Source organism: Streptomyces sp. NPDC037301 (assembly GCF_055602785.1).
In genome coordinates, this window is the sequence record NZ_JBVJWD010000047.1 from 26,696 (window position 1) to 45,132 (window position 18,437).

Sequence of the window (18,437 nt, forward strand, 5' to 3'; positions counted from 1 at the left end):
TCATCATCCTGATCAGCGAAAGCACGAAGGGCGGATTCGTCGGGAATGCGAGATTCGCTGCACCGGTACGGCAGGGCGTCGGCCACCCGCAGGCTGAAGGGCTGTCCCGTAATCCCTGGCGGATCGGCGTGCGGCGTCGGATGCGGTGCATCGCAAGGCGGAGGGACGCCCGAATACCGGATGTGTCCGGGCGTTCCGACAACGCGGCGAGGAATGGGGGCTCCCCTGCTCAAGCGCAGCCGAGAGCTTGGGGAAGCAGCTGTCGTCGCACGCTCGCCGGGGATTACGGGTCAGCCCTTAGAGGTCCAGGTTCGGGAAGTAGGAACGCAAGCCACCGGTCCGTCGTATGTCCACGGTGCAGCAATGGAAGCTGCCGCCGAACGAGTACACATCCTGGAAGGGCAGGGCGATGACCCGGAATCCCAGGGTCTGCAGGAACTTGACCATCGGCTCCTGATGCTCCTCGCAGATGACCGTGTCCTCGTTCACACTGAAGACGTTCATGGAGATCCACTTACTCACCACGTTCTGGCCCTCGCCGGTGCCCTTCGCCGGCAGTGGGGCCTCGACCACCTCCCAACCATTCTCCTTGAACAGATCGAAGGTGCCGTCGAGAGCGGGTCGCGCTGGATTCGACATCACGAGGCCCGGGCGCAACGGGACCATGGTCGCGTCGATGTGCTGGGGGATGTAATCCTTGAAGCGCGCGCGATGGAACCGGTACTCGGGTCCCAGATGCCGGCTGAGCCACTTGGCGCCGAAGTCGTTGGTCACGATATCCGGCTGGTAGAAGATGTCCTTCCCGATGCGAGAGAAGCTCGCCGCGTCGAAGCATGGCTCGAACTCGGTCAGCGAGGCGTGGCTTTCCGCGTCGAAGTCCTCTTCGAGTGTTGAGTAGTCATTGACGTACAAGGCATCCGACATCGAGGGTTTGGGAGCCGCGGTCCACCTGGCCCCCCGGTTGAAGTAGTCCTTGACCAGTTCACGGTAGGCCAGATACTCGAAGTACCGCGCGCGCATGGCCATCGGGGCCTCGATGATCTCGTTGCCCACGACTAGCAGGACGTCCCGGGGGCACGCGCTGGTGTTCTGGCTGCCCACCTCGAAACTGGGCGTTGTAACCGGGGTGAGGTAGTCCATCGGTGTGGGGCGGCGAACGATGGCGCCCTCGGCCTCCAGGGCCCTGGCGAGTCCGTCCAACTGCTCCTCGGCCGCCATGATTTCCTGGTCCGTCCGTCGGACGGGCTCGCCGTGACGGGTCGCAGGATCGGGGTAATAGGCGTTCAGGGCCGGCTCGTAACCGGGCTTGGCCGCGCCGATCACACTTCCGACGACGACCTCTTCAAGCGGATCCCAACCGTTGTACGAGTTGACGATCTGTTGTGCCGATGCGGCGGAGATGGCGTTCACTATGTCCCTTGCCAGATGGAGGTGTCGATTCGATGCGGCGTGCGCGGAGAACAACGGCTGCGAATTCAGCCCATGGCGACAACGACCTTTCTCGGCCCCGTGAATGGGTTCCGCGCGTGCGCGAACAGGATGTTGTCCAGGATCATCACGTCGCCCTGTTCCCAGGCGAACTCGGTCTTCTCCTGTTCGTAGGCCTCACGGATGTGAGCGAGCACCTCCGGCTCGATCACCTCGCCGTTGCCGTAGAAGGCGTTCCGCGGCACGTTCTCCGCCCCGAGTTCGTCGACCAGGGTGCGCTGGTCGGCCGGGTCGAGGGCCGAGAGGTGGAAGAGGTGAGCCTGGTTGAACCACACCGGCTCCGAGGTCTCGGGATGCGTCAATGTGGCGACGCATCGCTGCCCCGTCCTCAGTTCCGGCTGGCCGCCATCTCGCCATTCCACGTCGATCCGATGCTCGGTGCAGAACCGCTCCACCGCAGACCTCTCATTGGTCTGGAACACGTCCTGCCAACTCAGATCGACGCCCGTGGTGTAGTTGCGTACATACCTGACGCCTGTACTCTCGAACTTTTCGCGGACATCCGCGTCGATGCGCCGGTAGACCCGACGGCTGTCGGCGACCGGAGTCTCGCCGCCCGACTCGGCGACCACGGCGCTGTAGAACATGATCTTCTTCGGCCACACGTCCGCGTACGAGCTCTCGTTGTGCAGGGGGATGCTCTTGTCCGCCGGGTACTCGGTCGCGGTGTAGATCTTTCCGCCGAGCTTCGTCCGCGGCGTGGAGCGGTTCACGTAGTCCAGAAGGTCGGGACAGAGGAGGTGAGCCGTCTTGTTGAACTCCGAAACCGAACTGAGTCCGAAATCCCGTAGCACCACGCCGCCGTACCGCAGAAGGAGGTGATCGATCATCTTTCGGTTCTCTTGGAGCCAGGTGAAAGTGTCCGCCGCCTTGACCGGGCGTCGCAACAGAACTGGTCCGCGGCCGTCCGGTGATACAAATTCGTGCCGCCTGTCGCCAGCGGCGAACGTCATGATGCACTCCCGAATCTGGTATAGGTTCTCTTGCGGTGGGAAGCAGGTCGGAAGATCAGTGAGGGTCTGCGGCGGCGTCGATCAGGCCGACCAGACCGGCCACCGTCGGCGCATCAAACAGTGCTCGAATATCGATCTCCACGCCCATGACCGACCGGATACGCCGCAACAGCCGGATAACCAGCAGCGAGTGACCGCCGAGCTCGAAGAAGTCTTCGTCGATTCCGACCCGCTCGACTCCCAGGATGTCGGCGAACAGCCCGCACATGGCCTCCTCGCGCGGATTGCGCGGCTCCCCGCCAGAAGAGAAGGAACCGAAGTCGGGCGGAGGCAGGTCCGACCGGCTCAGTTTCCCGTTCGCGGTCAGCGGAAGCCGGTCCAGGAGCACGACCGCGGCCGGCACCAGATAGCCTGGCAGTCGGCGCGCCACGAAGTCACGCAGCTCTGCGGGGCCGGTTCCTGTGCCCTGGGGCACCACAAATGCGACTAGACGCCGATCGCCAAGCCGGTCCTCCCGCGCGACCACCACCACCTGGTCGACTGCGGCATGCTCGGCAAGCACCGCCTCGATCTCGCCCGGCTCGATCCGGAAACCGCGGATCTTCACCTGCTCATCGACGCGGCCGAGGTACTCCAACTCGCCGTCGAAGCCCCAGCGTGCCAGGTCCCCGGTGCGATACATCCGCTCACCGGCCTCACCGTACGGGTCGGCGACAAACCGCTCCGCCGTCAACCCCGGCCGATCCAGGTACCCCTGTGCCAGGCACGAGCCGGCGAGGTACAGATCACCAGGGACTCCTGGCGGGACCAACCGCAGTCGATCGTCCAGCACATACGCGCGTGTACTCCCGATCGGGCGCCCGATCGGGACCCGGTCCGGGGAATCCGCCGACGCTTGCCAGATCGTCGCGTAGACGGTTGCCTCAGTCGGCCCATAAGCGTTCACCACGCGGGCGAGCGGGAACTTCGCGCGGGTACGTCGCACCAGATCAGGCTTCAGCTGCTCACCACAGAACATGATCGACGCAGGACTCTCGCGAAACTCGCCGTCCAGCACGGTGGCAATGGCCGACGGCACGCCACTGATCACCGTGTCGGCCAGGGAGACGTGCGGAGCCGACAGCGCGAGCAGGTCGGACATGATCTCCACGGTCTTGCCAGAGATCAGCGGAGGGAAAATCTCCAGCACCGAAATGTCAAAATTGATCGAGGTCGTCAGAGCCATGCGACGGCTTCGCGCGATCTCGTCCCTGTCAGCCGCCCACGTCGCGAACGAGCCCAGACTTCGGTGTTCGACGACCACGCCCTTGGGAGTTCCGGTCGACCCGGAAGTGTAGATGACATAGGCGGGGTGAGCAGGGTGCAGAACGGCGACGCGGTCGGAGTCGGACGGGTTGGTGCTGGGCCAGTCCCCCGGTCGCGTCGGCTGTCCGCTCTCACCGATCGTCAGGACTGGCACTTGGTGCTGGGATATCCGCGGTGGGGTGCCGCCGTCGGCAAGCAGCAATGCGGGAGCGGCGTCGCCGAGCATGAAATCGATGCGCTCGGCCGGGTAGCCCGGATCGACCGGAAGATAGGCGGCGCCGGCCTTGAGGACGCCCAGCATGGAGATGATGACCTGCTCGGAACGCGGCAGGGACAGGGCGACCAATCGGCCCGGTCCGAGGCCGGCGGCGATGAGCTCGTGGGCGAGTTCGTTCGCGCGGGCATTGAGTTCCGCGTAGGTCAGGGTGACGGCACCGAAGGCCACGGCGTCCGCGTCCGGGGTCCGGGCGACCTGTGCCTCGAACAACGCGGGCACCGGAGTGGCGGGAGCCTCGCCGGCGATGTTGCGCTGGTCCGGAAGCAGGTCGCGCCGTTCCTCAACGGTCAGCAGCTCAATGCAGCCGACGTGAATGTCCGGATCGGCCACGACGGCTTCCAGGAGCCGCACCAGCCGGTCCGCCAACGCTTCGATGGTGGACCGGTCGAACAGGTCCGTGGAGTACGCGATGTCGCCGCTCATCCCGGCGGGCCGGCCGTCGCGGTCATAGGTCTCCCACACGTCCAACGAGAGATCAAACCGAGCGGTGGGAGCATCGAAGAGGTAGTCCTCCACGCTGAGACCGGCGAATTCCGGGGCCGTCTTGACATCGGTGTGGAAGATCAGCATGACCTGGAACAGGGCCTGGCGGGCCACAGATCGGGTCGGATTGACGATTTCCACCACGCGGTCGAACGGAAGGTCCTGATGACTGTAAGCATCGATGTCGACATCGCGGACCCGGGCGACGAGTTCGCGAAACGTCGGGTCTCCTGACACATCGGTGCGCAGGACCAAGGTGTTGACGAACAGTCCGATCAGGTCGTCCACGTCGTCATCGGTCCGGCCCGCGACGATGTTTCCGATCGGAATGTCCGTCCCTGCCCCGAGGCGGTGGAGCAGTGCGACCAGGCCGGCCTGCACCACCATGAACAGGCTGCTGCGGGTCCTCCGTGCCAGCTTCAGTAACTGGTCATGCAGCTCGGAACCCACCGCGAGCCTGGCATGCTCGCCCCGAAAAGTGGCAGTCGCGGGGCGCTGGCGGTCGGTTGGCAGCCGAATTTCGTCTGGAAGGTCAGCCAACTTCAAACGCCAGTAGTCCTGTTGGCGTGCCATCGGGCTATCGGGGTCGTCAGCCGAGCCCAGGGTCTGACGTTGCCTCGACGCGAAGTCATGGTACTGAAGCGGGAGCGGCTCCCACCTCGGCTCCCCGCCGGCGCGGCGAGCCTCGTACGCCGTGCCGAGATCCCGGAGCAGCGGGGCGGTGGAAGACCCATCGACGGCTATGTGGTGCATCACCAGCAGGAGCACATGGTCGTTCGGCTCCAGCTCGACAATCTGCGCGCGTATCGGCAGCTCACCCGCCAGATCAAACCCCTGCCCGACCGCTTCGATCAGCAGCTCCGGAAGCCCCGCTTCCATACACCGGGTGTGGACTAACCGAATACGCGCCTCGTCCGAGACCGGCAGAACACGCTGCCAGCCCTGACCGTCGACGGTTGGATACACCGTACGCAGGCTCTCATGCCGAGCAACCACGTCGCTCAGGGCCTGCGCCAGGGCTTCCCGGTCCAGCGGCCCACACAGGCGCAGTGCCAGCGACTGGTTGTAGGTGGCGGCTTTACCGTCCCACTCCTGTAGGAACCACAGCCGCTGCTGCGCGAACGACATGGGTGTCAGCGACAGTGTGGCCGTTGACGCACCCTCTGATTCAGTGAACGCGGGAGCATGCTCACGCGCGCTGTCGAGCTGTGGTCCTTCGGAATGCGTCGACATCTTCCACCTGTTAGAGCTCGGGGCTGATCGCTACGGTCATCCGGAGGCGGGTGCGGTCAGGGAGCCCTCTGATGGGCTCCCTGACCGATCACGGTCCGCCTACCGCGGGCGGGTCGAGGCCGGCCCTCGCTCAACCCGATCGGTCGTATCGGTCGTAGATCGATATCCGCGATCCTGGCCGGTGAATGTTTGTCGATGCTCACCAAGGCGGCCTCGATCGACCCGAGGAAATCGGCCATCTGCTTCAAGCTGCCCCACGCGGGCGGCTCCGATGATCTGCACCGGATCGGGGCATTCCCAGTCGTAGATACTGCGGAGCGTCTCGTTCGGCATACGGCTGCTCCACTCACCTCGACGGCCATCGTCAATTACTGGTTGATCACACACAACTACAGAGGCACACACCGACACCGCGAGCACCGCCACGCTGCCCGGGAGCGACCACTCCCGGAAACGCAGGCAGCGGCAGGCGGCTATTCCACGTCGCAGTAGATGAGGGATTCGACCAAGGAACTCTCTAGCTCTTTGAGAAATCCAGCGATCTCATCGGAAGGTAGGAGTTCCGTATCCGCCCGCAAGGACACAAAGTATTCGCCATCCTCTGCATACGCACCAAGATAGAACTTGATGTCATCCCACTCGCACTCTCGCACCGGAGCGACGGTAGTTTCATGCATAACCCTCCTCACCTCGGCTATTTGGACACTCGACCCCCTACCGGTGTACCGCTCGCCGGATTCGGAATCGGGAATGTCTAGATTAAAAGAGCAGGATATATCCGGTCCATGATCCTGCCGCGCGGAATAATCGCGCAGCATCTCCGTCACTTCGTCCGGATTGCATTCAGCCGACAGAACAGCCAGGAGGGTGGCCCTGTGCACCTTCCTCACAAGGTCCCGAATTCCTCTACCATCGACCTCTAAAGACACCGGAACACTCTGCACGAGGGTACCCGAATACCGTTCAGCATCATCATCGAATCGGTTATGCGAAAACACTAGAAATCCGCAACAGCTATTACCGCTGATTTCCCTTAGGAGCATGACAGAATGCGCGAGCATGACCGACCCTGGGCTCACTCCGAACTCACGGGCTAACATCACTGCTGCACCTGCCACAGCCTTCGACCGTATAGCGTGTTCCTTGAACCGAGGCTTTTCCGGCGCGCCTGTCCGCCGGGGCAGCACACGCTGGGGAAAACGCTGCAACTCCCGCCGCCAGTACTCCAGCGCCCGCTGTGAACGGGCCTGCCCTTCGGACCCCTGCTCGACCTTCAGCCTGTCCACTGGGTGGGATATCTCACCCAGGACGGGAGCTTCAATCCCGTCCGCCCGGGCCTGCAGCAGCAGTTCGAGTTCGTCAGTGATTCGCCGCATCCCCTGACCATCGATGGCCATATGGAAGACAACAAGCAGCAGATGCTTCGGGATTCCAGACGACGCGACAACGGCAGCCCGGACGGATATCTCCGGAACAGTGAAGGGCATACACGTCAGTTCTTCCTCGAGTCGCCCCATGGCACCCTCCAGACCGGACAATTCAACGTCCCGCACTTCCACAGGCAATTCGCCATCCCCCGAAAGGATCTGCCGGGGCATCCCGTGCTGATCCAAACAGAACCTGCTGCGGAGCGTCTCATGACGTTCGACAACAGTGGACAGCACAGACAGGACATCTTCCACCTGACAGCCGCGAGGGATATCCACCCTGAAAGGAGCACCCAGATGAGCGTAATGCGGGGCCCGCGAGGCGACAGCCTTCCAGATCCAGCGCTGCCCCCAGGTTAAGGGGAAAATGCCGGTTCGTCCGCCCGAGTACCTGACCGTCTCAAACCTCGACGCAGTACCCATCTACACATCCATCCCTGGGGCGCAAGAACACAATTCGACCGACTACCTTCGAAGGGTTTACTACAGATCATAGAGCAGAATAAACATGCAGTCCGCCTTCGGCGGCCGCCAGAGAAGAGTGCGACGGGAAGAGAAACATAGTGATTCTCTCACTGAAAGTCCGGAGGGCGTCTGCGATGAATCTAGCCTAGAGCATGAATTAGCGTTCAACCAGACCCTGCCTTGAATGAACTTCATCTGGCTGAAGCACTCCCTCCCGCTGACTGGTTTCCGTGGCCGAGTTCGGGGTTAAGGACATGACTGGAACCTGCATTCCCGCGCGGACGCAGGGGAAGAGGTGGATCGTTCGACGCTACTTCGGCAGGTTCAACAAGTTCAGAAACGACCGGTGGGTGTTCGGCGACCGCGGCAATGTGCTCAACGACCGCGGAGAGATCCCCATCCTCGTGAAGTTCGCCTGGACGAACATCGTCCGGCACCAGCTGATCGCAGGCGGGGCCGTCACCCGACGATCCCGAGCTGACGGACTACTGGGTCAAGCGGCGGAGGAGAGTCAAACCCCCGCTGGACAACTACAACTTGCGCCTGCTTGCCAAGCAGGACGGTCGTTGTCCGCTCTGCGGGGAACACCTTCTCACCGCCGATCAGCCCCCTCAGTCGCCCCAGGAATGGGAGCGATGGTGGCTGAACGTCGTCAAGAGAGCGATAGCCGCCGACTATCTCACTCTGCACGGACGGCACGACACGCCGGACGGGAACCGAACACGCCTTGTGCATGCCTCCTGCCATCGCGGCCTTCGGGCCGGAAACCGCAGGAGACCAGCAGCAGCTGCACTCTCGTGATGCCCGTGGGGCTTGCTTGAGCCGTGGTGCGGGGAAACCTGCTAGCCCGGTTCTGAGGGGGCGGGGACGCAGTAATGCGTCCCCGCTACCCGACATGAGGGAAAGGTCCTCGCCTCATCTCGGACGCCGAAGTGGCGGAAGCGGGTGAGGTAGGGCCTTCCCCCGTGAAGGTGGGCACGCGGTCGGGTAGTTCGAAAATGTCGACGAGAACTTCGCTGCCGAAGGCGGCCGACGGGCGGATCGTGCTGGCCGTGGACGTGAGCAACTGGCTCCGTCCCGACGCCCCGACCAGCGACGACCGCCTGTTCTGCCACGTCTACGGGCGTGGCGCCCGCAGCAAGGACCAGTTCGTGCCGGGCTGGCCGTATTCCTTCGTGGCCGCTCTGGAGACCGGCCGCACCTCCTGGGTCGCTCTGCTGGACGCCGTGCGCCTTGGTCCCGCCGACGACGCGACCGTGGTCACGGCCAGCCAACTCCGCGGCGCCGTCGAGCGGTTGATGCAAGCCGGACAGTGGGAGCCCGGGGATCCCGAGATCCTGATCGTCATGGACTCGGGCTACGACGTCACCTACCTCTCCCACGCACTGAAGGACCTGCCCGTCGTGCTGCTCGGGCGTCTGCGCTCGGACCGTGTCATGCTCCGCGACCCGGGCGAGGCCCGCTCTGGGCCCAGGGGCGGGCGTCCGCGCCGGCACGGCGGCGCCCTCGCCCTGGCCCGGCCCGAGACCTGGCACAACCCCGAGGTGACCACGTCCACGGACACCACCCGCTATGGCACCGCTGAGACGATGGCCTGGGACCATATGCACCCCCGGCTCACCCATCGTGGCCCCTGGCTGAACCACGCAAAAGATGAACTCCCAGTACTGCACGGCACGTTGATTCGACTCAAGGTCGAGCACCTGCCGGGCGATCGCGACCCCAAACCAGTCTGGCTGTGGTGCTCGGCCACCACCGCCACACCGGCGGACGTGGACCGCTGGTGGCAGTCGTTCCTCCGCAGGTTCGATCTCGAACACACCTTTCGGCTGATGAAGCAGACCCTCGGCTGGACCGCTCCGAAGGTCCGCCACGCGGACACCGCCGACCTGTGGACCTGGCTGATCGTCGCGGCCCACACCCAACTCCGCCTCGCACGTCCCCTCGCCGAGGACCTCCGCCGCCCCTGGGAACGGCCCGCCGAACCCCGCCGCCTCACCCCCGCCCGGGTCCGTCGCGGGTTTCGCAACGTCCACGCGGCCACAGCGAGGCTGTCGCACGGCTCCAGCCCGGTGAAGGTCAAGAGCGATTCGTTGTTCGGTTCCAAGGATCATTGAGGCGTCGGAATCTTGGCTGGTGGAGCGGAACTTCTTGTCGTGCGACCGTGAACGTGATCTCGAGATGCCGCGGGATATGCGGGAGTGGCTGCCCGAGCACCTGTGCTGGAAGGTGCTCGATGTCGTCGAGTTTCTTGACCTATCGGCGTTCGAGAACAGCTACCGTGACGACGGGCGGGGCGGGGTGGCCTACCCTCCCGCGAGCCTGATTGCGTTGCTCCTGTACTGCTACAGCAAGGGAGTGCGCTCCTCCCGTCGCATCGAGCAGGCTTGCTGGGACGACGTGGGCTGCCGAATCATCACAGCGAACCGCCGAGTGGACCACTCCACCGTCGCGCGGTTCGTACGACGCCACCGTGCCGCCTTGAACTCGCTGTTCGTGCAGGTGTTGTCGCTGTGTGGCCGACGTGGCCTGGTCGATCTTTCGGCGGTGGCCGTGGACGGCTCGCCGATGGAGGCGAATGCCTCACGCGACGCCAACCAGCGGCTCCAGCGCCTGGAGGGGACCATCTCCCAGTGCGAGAAAGAGATCCACGCGCTGATGGAGGATGTAGTCGACCACGCGCTGAGCGTCGAGGCCGACGGCTCGGCAGCACAGGGCGATGGCGAGGGCGCGTGCGATAACTGGCCTCGCCTGTCCCGGCTGTGCGACCGGCTCACCCGGGCCCACATGGCCAGGGACAGACTGCATGAACGGGCTATGCCTTCACCCACCGGGATCCGGATCAAGGTCGAAGCTGCCGAGCGGATGGTGGCCCGCGCGGAGAAGCGCCTGGCCGCTGAGACCGAGGTTCACCAGGAGAAGCTGAAGAAGTACGAGCTCCGCGTCCAAGAGGACCGGGCGGCAGGACGTCGTGGAGCGAACGGACGGCCGCCGGTCCCGACGGAACGCAAGACCGTCCTCGTTCGCCAGCGAACACGACTGGTGAAGATGCGGGCCTGGCTGGAGCGGGCCCGCACACCCCGACCGGCCCCCTCCCCGGATTCCCGTGCCTGCCTGAGCGATCCCGACTCCCGGCTGATTCCCGGCAAACGCGGCGGCTACCTGCAGGGATACAACATCCAGATCGTGTGTGCCCGCCGTCAATTCTTGCTGGCCATCGAAGCGCACGACAATCCCTCGGACAGGACGGCCCTCGTTCCCATGGTGAAGAAGACCCAGCACAATCACCAGGCCGCACGACTTCCCGGCGACATCCAACTCTGGCTTGCCGACAGCGGGTACGCTTCCGCCGCTTCCTTCGAGGCCCTCGCCGACCTCCCGCTACTGGTCTCGGTCACCAGCGATGCCGACCAGGCAGGCTTTCCCGCGAAACGTCAGCAGGCCCCGGCCGGCCAACAGGACATGGCGGCCCGCCTCGCCACTCCAACAGGACGGGCCCAGTACCGGCAACGCAGTGCCCTGGTCGAGCCGGGATTCGCCCAGATCTTCCAACGGTTCGGACGACACCTCAACTACCGCGGTCGCCAGGCGGAGGACGCCGAGATCAAGCTCCTCGGCACGGTGCACAACCTCAACAAGCTCATCAATCACACGCCCAAGAATCGCTCTTGACCTTCACCGGGCAGGAGCCGTGCGACAGCCTCCAGCCCGCCCGGCAGCCGCACCAAAACCGTCCCGGCCAGGGCCCGGCAGGCCACCCGGCTCGAAGAACAAGCACCGAGCCAAACGCCACGACGTCGGCAAGACGGTCAAACGCGCCGCGTCGATCAAGGAACACAAAGCGCAGCAAGGTTAAACGCCAAGCTCAGCCGTTGACTCCCGTGTAGCGGCTGAGGCTTGCCTTCCACAACAGCCGAGACAGAACGTAGAAGCCCAGGCCCAGGAGCGGCGCGGCCGCCGCCACCGACCACGGCACCAGCAGCCCATGGGCCTGCCCTGTGAGCACCGCGGCAGGGAGATAGGCCACGAATGCCAGAGGAAGAACCCATGTGAACAGACCTTCGAGTAGGCCAGGGAGGATCTTCAGTGGGTAGTTGCCGAATGTCTCCAGCAGCTCCTGGACCCAGTGGGTCCACGCCGCCGCACCTGGATAGTGCAGGTGGAAGGCGGACAGCGCGGTGTGGATGGCGGCTTCGACCAACATCCCGCCCAACACCGCCGCGATCACATAGGCGACATGCAGTGCCGTCCACTCAAGATCGATGGTTAGCACGGCTCCTGTGAACATGGACACGCCCACGAGTAGATCGCCTATGGCGTTGCTCGGGAAGAAGGCCAGTTGCACTTGGCGGTGGACCGGCATGGGCCGCAGCAGGTAGCCGTCCACCTGCCCCTCCTGGACCAGTTGGGACAGGTAACTGACCCGCCCCAGAAACAGCACAAACAGCCCGTGGCTGAGCATGCGCATGGCGGCAATCAAGAGGACAGTGTGGCTGGGCCAGCCACCCATGCCGGAGAACCGCCCCAACAGCACGGTCGCGAATACGATGACGGATATCTGCCAGATTGCACCAATAGCGATCATGATGAGGAATTCGGCGCGGTATTCCAATTGTGCGCGCAGGTTCAGCTTCACCACGCGCCAGACCACCTGTCCGGCCGTCAATCCTCTGTTGTGCGTCTTCGCATACGTCTGCATGGTCATCCTCCCTGCGAGACGACACGGACAGCGGCCCGGGTCCACAGGAGCCGCGACAAGGCCGCCAGCAGGACCACCCATAGGGCTTGGACGGCCAATTGGGTGGGCAGCTCGGACAACGGGATGCGGCCGATGTAGAGCGACAGTGGCGTGTTGAGCGTCGACTGGAACGGAAGCAAGGAGCTCATCGCGCGAAACCAGTCGGGGAAGTACCACAACGGCGCATACGCACCGGACAGTAGATTCTGCGCAAACACCAGGATCAGCAGAACGGAGTTGTTGCGGATGATCCAGAAGCACGCCAGGTCGGTGAGGAGCGACAGGTAATACAGCACGCACTGGCCCAGCAGGAGACTCAGGAACGCGCCTCCCCCGGCTGCCGCGCTCTCCGGTCCAACCAGCACTCCGGCCAGTCGACAGATCGCGTAGCCCACAACCACCCACGCGAAGCCGTACATCTGGTCGCCGAGCGCCCGATACAGGTAGTAGCGACGCGCGGGCAGCGGACGTAGGAACCAGTAGACGATCGTGCCGTAGCGGATCTGCTGGGGCACGGTGTCGCGCCCGGGAGACCTGTCCAGGGAACGGAGACGGGTGACCAGCACCGCCAGTACTGCGTAGCTGACGGCCTGCTCCCTTACCAGTCCCGCGCTGGAGGTGGTGGAGGTGTACAGCGCCCGCCACAGGAAGATCACCAGGACCACCTGTACCGTCAGCCGTAAGGCCGTACCGGTCATCCGCGGGGGTGAGAGCAGTTCACCGAGAGCCGTGATACGGGCGGTGCGCCAGCCGCGGGGCGCAGCCAGGGTGCGTCTTGATATGGCGGGCGCGCTCATGCAGCAGGTTCTTTGGTCATGTTGCCACCCTTGTAGGCCGCCCTCATGACATCCTCCAGGTCGCTCTCCTCGATGTCGGCGCCGGCGACCTCATATCGTTCAATGATCAGTTTGAGTGCATGGTGCGCGGTCAGGCCTGGAACACTCCCGTCCGACCCGAAGAGCACAAGTGGCCCGTCCTGCCGGAGCACCTCAAGGCCCCGCGGCGGCGACTCAACGCGGCCTGAGCCGGATATGGTCGCGGACACACGCCAGCCACTTCCGAACTGCTGGCGGATGTCGGTCAGGCTGCCGTCCAGAACGATCCGGCCGTGGTTGATGAGGATCACCCGCTCCACCAGCCGCTCGACCTCGGTCATGTCATGCGTCGTCAGCAGCACTGTGCGGCCGCGCTGCTCGACCTCGTATTTGAGGAAGGCGCGAACCTGCTCCTTGACGACGACATCCATGCCGATGGTCGGCTCGTCCAGGAAGACCACCGTCGGGTCATGCAGCAGGGCTGCCGCGAGGTCACAGCGGACCCGCTGCCCCAGCGACAGATGCCGGATCCGGGTGTTCCAGAACGCGGAGAGCTCCAGGAGGTCGTCGAACTCCCGCAAGCGTGCGGTGTATGTGTGCTCGCGCACGCCGTAGATGTCCCGCAGGATGGTGAACGACTCGCGCGCGGGCAGGTCCCACCAGAGCTGAGAACGCTGTCCGAACACCGCGCCGACGTTGTGTGCGTTGCGCTCCCGCTCCCGGTACGGCACCACCCCGGCTACCGTGGCGCTTCCGGAGGTCGGTGTCAGGATCCCCGTGAGCATCTTGATCGTCGTGGACTTCCCAGCACCATTTGGTCCGAGCAGCGCGACCAGTTCGCCGGCACCGACACTGAACGACACGTCCCGCACGGCGTTCTTTACCGATTTCACCGGGGCTAACAGCGAACGCACAAAAGCTAATCGTCCATCGCGGCGCTCCCTGGTCTCGAAACTCTTGGTGAGATCGCTCACCGTAATCATTGCACCCGGAACTACGGGAGCACTCCTGGCTGCTTCTGAATGGGCCACGGGCAGAGAGTGGCCTGTCCCTACGCGACTTGGCAAGCGCACGTGGTGCATGAGCCGGTCGACGGTCGCGGTGGCCAGCGTCTTCGGCATGATCTCGTCGAATCCATCTGGGGTGGAGGTTGCTGCTGACGGCGAGCACGCGTCGTTCGTAGGCGGCGTCGACCAGGCGGTAGAAGCCCTCGGCGGCGTCGGGGCTGACGGGCAGCAGGCCGATGTCGTCGACAATGATCAGGTCGGATCGGATCATCCGGGTCAGGGCCTTGGCGATGGAATCGTCGGCCCGGTGACGGCGGACGAGGGCGCCGAGGTCTTCGATGGAGAACCAGGCGACGGCCATCCCGGCCTCGACGGCGGCCTGCCCGAGGGCCTCGCACCAGTGGCTTTTCCCGGTCCCCGACGGGCCGACTACGCAGAGATTTTCCCTGCGTAGGACCCATTCGAGGGTCTTGATGGAGTCCTGGGTGGCGCGGGGTATGGAGGATGCCTGCTCGTCCCAGTCGCCGAGGGTCTTCCCGGCGGGGAACCCGGCCCGCTTGCGTCGAGTGTGCAGTTCGCTCGGTCGCGGCCGGCGGCCTCTTCGGAGAGGAGGACGCGTACGACTTCTGCGGGGTCCCACCTCTGGGCCTTCGCGGTGGGGATCACATCGGTCAACGCCTTGCGGATGTGCGAGGAGTGGGGTCTGTCGACAGCGACTTATCTGGCCGTTCAACTGCGTGGAACTCACAGTTGAACAGCGCGCCTTGCCGACGGTCGGAGCGGAGACGCCCACCGTGGAGGCCATGACTCGATCCAGCCACTCGGGGTCCACTGGCACGGCGGTCACAGGCAGTCAGGGGTACCCCAGGTGCATGGTTGGCCCTCACGGAATAGACGAGGGCTTCGCCTTCAGTTCCGTCGAACGACCAAGCTCTAAGGCTTGTCCCGTAAATGATCTCTGACTGGGTGTGGCATGGTCGGTGGCCAGTCCGGCTGCTCGCCTATCCGGCGAGGTTGAGGTTGTGCAGGCGGGCGATGCCGAGCATGGCGTGGTGGACGCCGTCGCCTTTGAGGCGGCAGTCGCGGAGGATCTTCCAGGTCTTCATGCGGGCGAAGACGTGCTCGACGCGGGCGCGGACCTGCTTGTGGGACTTGTTGTGGGCCTGTTTCCAGTCGGGCAGTTCTTCGCCTTTGCGGCGGCGGTGGGGCATCACGAGCCCGGTGCCCGGATAGCCGCCGTCGGCGATCGTCATCGTCTTGCCGACGGCGGCCTTCGCGCCGGACTCCTCCCACGCCTTGCAGTCGTTGCGGTTGCCCGGCAGAGATCGGCCGACCACCACGACGAGCCGGGTGTCGGCGTCGACGACGACCTGGTGGTTGGTGGAGTACCTGTAGTTCTTGGACTGTGCGGCGATGGTGTGGTCGCGGGTAGGCACCAGGGTGCCGTCCACGATAAGCACGGTGTCCTTGCGGAAGCGCTTGCGTGGCTGGAGCGCGAGTGATGGGCCGAGGTGGTCGATGACGCGGTCGGCCGCGGACTTCGAGATACCGAAGAGCGGAGCGAGTTGGCGCATCGTCAAGTTCGTACGCCAGTAGGCCGCCACAAGCAGCACCCGGTCCTCCAGCGGCAGAGCCCACGGGCGACCCTTGCGGACCGGATCTACACCTTCACGGCGCAGCGCGGTCACCAGCTTGCCGAAGGAACGCGGGCTCAGCCCGGTGAACGGGGCTATCCAGGAGGGCTCCGACGCCGTGATCACACCAGACACCGCAAGATCATCTCACCTGTGACCAGCAGTTACGGGACAGCCCTTAGTCTCCACTTTTCGGCTGGGGTGACCGGTCTGACGGGAGGGGGAGCGGTCGAAGCCGGTGGCTTTGGGTGCTTTGGCACCTCCGGCTGCGGTGTTGGCGCCGGCGTTGCCCGGCCGGAGCAGACCTGCCAATCCTTCGCCGCCTGCTCCTTTTCCCAGCGGCAGGTGACCAGGGTGGCGTCGAGGTCCAGGACAAGTCCGGGCAGGTCACAGCCGCCCGCTCGGGATGACGGTATGCCCCGGCGGGCGTCGGCGGCCTGCAACCAGGCGATGCGGGTGAAACCGATGGGCCCGAACACCTCACGCTGGTCACGCACCACGCGGCAGGGGGATCCGGATGGCTGACCACTTCGCGACCGTCGGCGGTGACGACACGTCGGGGACGTGACGCGGTAGTGTGCACGCGGATAGTGCCTTCCCTCACGGACGACAGAAGCCTTAGACAAGCCTTGACGTCCCAGGCCAGAAGGCACTTTCGCGTTCCTGCTAAGAATCCGGACACGTCCCCAAGGGAAACGCGCAGGCAAGCCCCCTGTAAGCGTCCGTCACGGAGTTGACTGGTCTCGAAGGTCTCTTTGTGAGACCGCGGACCGCTGACGTACCCAATAGAGCTTGGCAAGCTTTCCCTCCGAAGAATACGGTGGCTTTGCCAACGGATAGTCGCACCGACCTCTCGGTTTTTCAATGACAGGAATGTACTGGCAGCAGCTGCTGGTAGCGTCCGAATGGCGTGCATGTATACGGTGTTCAGCGCCGTCGGCACCTCGACCCGAGACAGGAGCCGTTCTCGCATGGAGGGCGCAATGGATCGCAATGTGGTGCTCGCAGACATGGGAATGGCTGCCGAGGACTGTCAGTTGTTGTCGCTATTGGCGAATGGCCATCCACCACAGGTCATCGCACGTGAATTGAGTACCTCCGAACGCACCTTGCGGCGCCGCATCCGGACGCTGTGCGACCGCATAGGAGTCGCCACTCCCATCGAGGCGGTCGCCTGGGCGGTCAGGAACAGAGTGATCTGAACCTCTCCACTGTCCCCGCAAGCTCTGAGGCTGTGACCTCTTCGCGCACCAGCGCTGCCACGGTGAGTCGCTCCAGATCCCGCAGGAACGTCACGAGCTCCTCCTCCGGCGTACGTGAGGTGTCCGCCCGGAGATGAACCCGCAGCCCATCCTCGCCCTCCTTCCACATCTTCAGGAAAAAAGACATGTCTTCATGAGCGAAGCCTCCTTCGGAACGCACCACTGTCCCGGAAGCGGCATTATGGATCGCGGCCCGGTCGTATGAGGCCGGAATACCCGGGGGGACACCAGCTAGTTCTCCCTCCGAGAGGTCGATGTTCACCGTGCAGGAAAGGTCCGCGTACCGTCCGTCGCCCCGGGTGCTGTTCTGGAGCAGGTCTTCCAGGCCCTTCGGGTCGTATCGGGCGTGCATGCTGGCGAACACGGCCGCCCGGTAAGCGTTCCGGAAGACGTCCGGCATCCTTTGCCCGGCTATCCTCAGGAACATGGGGGCATCCTGAACAAGCGTCCCCGACTCGGCGCTCGCCTGTTTGTCGAATCGGTTGTGGCTGAAAAGAATCAACCCACACCCGTCGTTTCCCGACTTGGCGGCGAGCAGGACGGCGGAGAGCCCGAGAGCCACCGCCCAAGCAGGCATGCCGTCTCGCGCGGCGAGCGATCTCGTTGCCAAGTACATCGACTTCGACCTCATGGAGAATTCCTGGAACCGCAAGGCCCGGTGAGGTCCGCATACGGGCGGAAGCGCACGGTCTGGAAACCTGGCGATTGTCTTTTCCCAGTATCGAAGCGACCTTTGTGACCGCTTCTCACCCTCTGGGCTGCTCTCGTACAGTGCTGTGTCGACCGGATGCACGACCGGGGGGCCGGGGATGTCATTGCCGGTTTGTTCCCGGGTCGACAGGAAGTACGTCAGGTCGGTCATCAGGGTGTTGAAGCTCTCCCCGTCGGCCGCCAGGTGGAAGACCGTGAGGGCGACTCTTCGGGGTATTCCCTCGGCCGTCACCACCGCCACCCGAACCGGGAGCTCGGGCAACGTGAACGAGCGGTCGGACAGGCGTTGCGCAATGTCTTCCGCGGCGGTGGCCATGTCGCCCTCCCCGACTTCGTATATCTCGATCGGGATCCTCCCCTCGCGCACCACCGCCTGCCGGGGCGACTCTGTCTCGTCGAAGGAGAACCGGGTCCGGAGGGCCTCGTGGCGTTCCATGAGCCGACTGAGGGCCTCCAGGACGTCGTCGATGTCGCAGCCAGACGAGACCTCGACCGTGCGCGTGACGTTGAGGTGCTGGTAGTTCGGCGCCTGTGCGGCGACCGCCTTCCAGATCCATTGCTGGCCCCAGGTCAGACCGCTGACCGCAGAGCGCGAGCCTTTGAAATGGACTGTTGTGACAGACCTGTTAGCTTCCACTT

Annotated in this window: 11 protein-coding genes and 3 pseudogenes; 4 read left to right on the top strand and 10 right to left on the bottom strand. The window is 64.4% G+C overall.

Features of this window, described 5'->3' with window-relative positions:
- Positions 1-297: 297 nt before the first annotated feature.
- The 4 genes from ACZ7IB_RS39785 to ACZ7IB_RS39800 form a co-directional block, all read right to left on the bottom strand.
- On the bottom strand, positions 298-1,410 hold the full coding sequence (locus ACZ7IB_RS39785) for a glycine amidinotransferase (protein WP_470919481.1): 1,113 nt from the start codon (positions 1,408-1,410) through the stop codon (positions 298-300).
- A gap of 65 nt (positions 1,411-1,475) precedes the next feature.
- A complete protein-coding gene (locus ACZ7IB_RS39790; RefSeq protein ID WP_470919483.1) occupies positions 1,476-2,441 on the bottom strand; it encodes a TauD/TfdA family dioxygenase in 966 nt (321 codons plus the stop codon).
- Positions 2,442-2,496: 55 nt separating this feature from the next.
- Positions 2,497-5,634: a non-ribosomal peptide synthetase gene (locus tag ACZ7IB_RS39795; RefSeq protein WP_470919484.1), complete on the bottom strand. Its 3,138-nt coding sequence runs from the start codon at positions 5,632-5,634 to the stop codon at positions 2,497-2,499.
- A gap of 578 nt (positions 5,635-6,212) precedes the next feature.
- Positions 6,213-7,589, bottom strand: a complete 1,377-nt coding sequence (locus ACZ7IB_RS39800; RefSeq protein WP_470919485.1) for a condensation domain-containing protein — start codon at positions 7,587-7,589, stop codon at positions 6,213-6,215.
- A gap of 1,058 nt (positions 7,590-8,647) precedes the next feature.
- Between ACZ7IB_RS39800 and ACZ7IB_RS39805 the strand changes: the two are divergent.
- From ACZ7IB_RS39805 to ACZ7IB_RS39815, 3 genes and pseudogenes are all read left to right on the top strand, one after another.
- Positions 8,648-9,670: pseudogene (locus ACZ7IB_RS39805) on the top strand (transposase); the annotation flags it as partial.
- 142 nt (positions 9,671-9,812) lie between these two features.
- Positions 9,813-11,303 (top strand): transposase, encoded by a 1,491-nt coding sequence (locus ACZ7IB_RS39810; protein ID WP_470919486.1) that lies wholly within the window; start codon positions 9,813-9,815, stop codon positions 11,301-11,303.
- Between the two features lie 40 nt (positions 11,304-11,343).
- A pseudogene (locus tag ACZ7IB_RS39815) lies at positions 11,344-11,487 on the top strand (NF041680 family putative transposase); the annotation flags it as partial.
- Positions 11,488-11,496: 9 nt separating this feature from the next.
- On the opposite strand, the gene ACZ7IB_RS39820 reads toward ACZ7IB_RS39815, so the two are convergent.
- From ACZ7IB_RS39820 to ACZ7IB_RS39840, 5 genes and pseudogenes are all read right to left on the bottom strand, one after another.
- A complete protein-coding gene (locus tag ACZ7IB_RS39820) occupies positions 11,497-12,330 on the bottom strand; it encodes an ABC transporter permease (protein ID WP_470919487.1) in 834 nt (277 codons plus the stop codon).
- Between the two features lie 2 nt (positions 12,331-12,332).
- Positions 12,333-13,166 carry an ABC transporter permease gene (locus ACZ7IB_RS39825; protein WP_470919488.1) on the bottom strand — a complete coding sequence of 278 codons (834 nt, stop codon included), beginning with the start codon at positions 13,164-13,166 and terminating at the stop codon, positions 12,333-12,335.
- Positions 13,163-14,167, bottom strand: coding sequence for an ABC transporter ATP-binding protein (locus tag ACZ7IB_RS39830; protein WP_470919509.1), 1,005 nt, complete (start codon positions 14,165-14,167; stop codon positions 13,163-13,165). Before ACZ7IB_RS39830 ends, ACZ7IB_RS39825 begins: the two co-directional genes overlap by 4 nt.
- An 81-nt stretch (positions 14,168-14,248) precedes the next feature.
- Positions 14,249-14,881, bottom strand: a pseudogene (locus ACZ7IB_RS39835) (ATP-binding protein); the annotation flags it as partial.
- Positions 14,882-15,192: 311 nt separating this feature from the next.
- Positions 15,193-15,960 carry a transposase gene (locus ACZ7IB_RS39840; RefSeq protein ID WP_470919489.1) on the bottom strand — a complete coding sequence of 256 codons (768 nt, stop codon included), beginning with the start codon at positions 15,958-15,960 and terminating at the stop codon, positions 15,193-15,195.
- 848 nt (positions 15,961-16,808) lie between these two features.
- Here ACZ7IB_RS39840 and ACZ7IB_RS39845 point away from each other — a divergent pair.
- Entirely contained in the window at positions 16,809-17,027 is a 219-nt protein-coding gene (locus tag ACZ7IB_RS39845) for a helix-turn-helix transcriptional regulator (RefSeq protein WP_470919490.1), read from the top strand.
- On the opposite strand, the gene ACZ7IB_RS39850 is transcribed toward ACZ7IB_RS39845, so the two are convergent.
- Complete coding sequence (locus tag ACZ7IB_RS39850) at positions 17,008-18,435, bottom strand: condensation domain-containing protein (protein WP_470919492.1); 1,428 nt, start codon at positions 18,433-18,435, stop codon at positions 17,008-17,010. The two genes, ACZ7IB_RS39845 and ACZ7IB_RS39850, sit on opposite strands and share 20 nt — an antisense overlap.
- Positions 18,436-18,437: the final 2 nt, after the last annotated feature.

Bases quoted from the DNA above. Each gene is read 5' to 3' on its own strand.
- ACZ7IB_RS39790 (WP_470919483.1), bottom strand. From the start codon at position 2,441: ATGACGTTCGCCGCTGGCGACAGGCGGCACGAATTTGTATCACCGGAC.
- ACZ7IB_RS39795 (WP_470919484.1), bottom strand. From the start codon at position 5,634: ATGTCGTTCGCGCAGCAGCGGCTGTGGTTCCTACAGGAGTGGGACGGT.
- ACZ7IB_RS39800 (WP_470919485.1), bottom strand. From the start codon at position 7,589: ATGGGTACTGCGTCGAGGTTTGAGACGGTCAGGTACTCGGGCGGACGA.
- ACZ7IB_RS39810 (WP_470919486.1), top strand. From the start codon at position 9,813: ATGCCGCGGGATATGCGGGAGTGGCTGCCCGAGCACCTGTGCTGGAAG.
- ACZ7IB_RS39820 (WP_470919487.1), bottom strand. From the start codon at position 12,330: ATGCAGACGTATGCGAAGACGCACAACAGAGGATTGACGGCCGGACAG.
- ACZ7IB_RS39825 (WP_470919488.1), bottom strand. From the start codon at position 13,166: ATGAGCGCGCCCGCCATATCAAGACGCACCCTGGCTGCGCCCCGCGGC.
- ACZ7IB_RS39830 (WP_470919509.1), bottom strand. From the start codon at position 14,167: ATGATTACGGTGAGCGATCTCACCAAGAGTTTCGAGACCAGGGAGCGC.
- ACZ7IB_RS39845 (WP_470919490.1), top strand. From the start codon at position 16,809: ATGGATCGCAATGTGGTGCTCGCAGACATGGGAATGGCTGCCGAGGAC.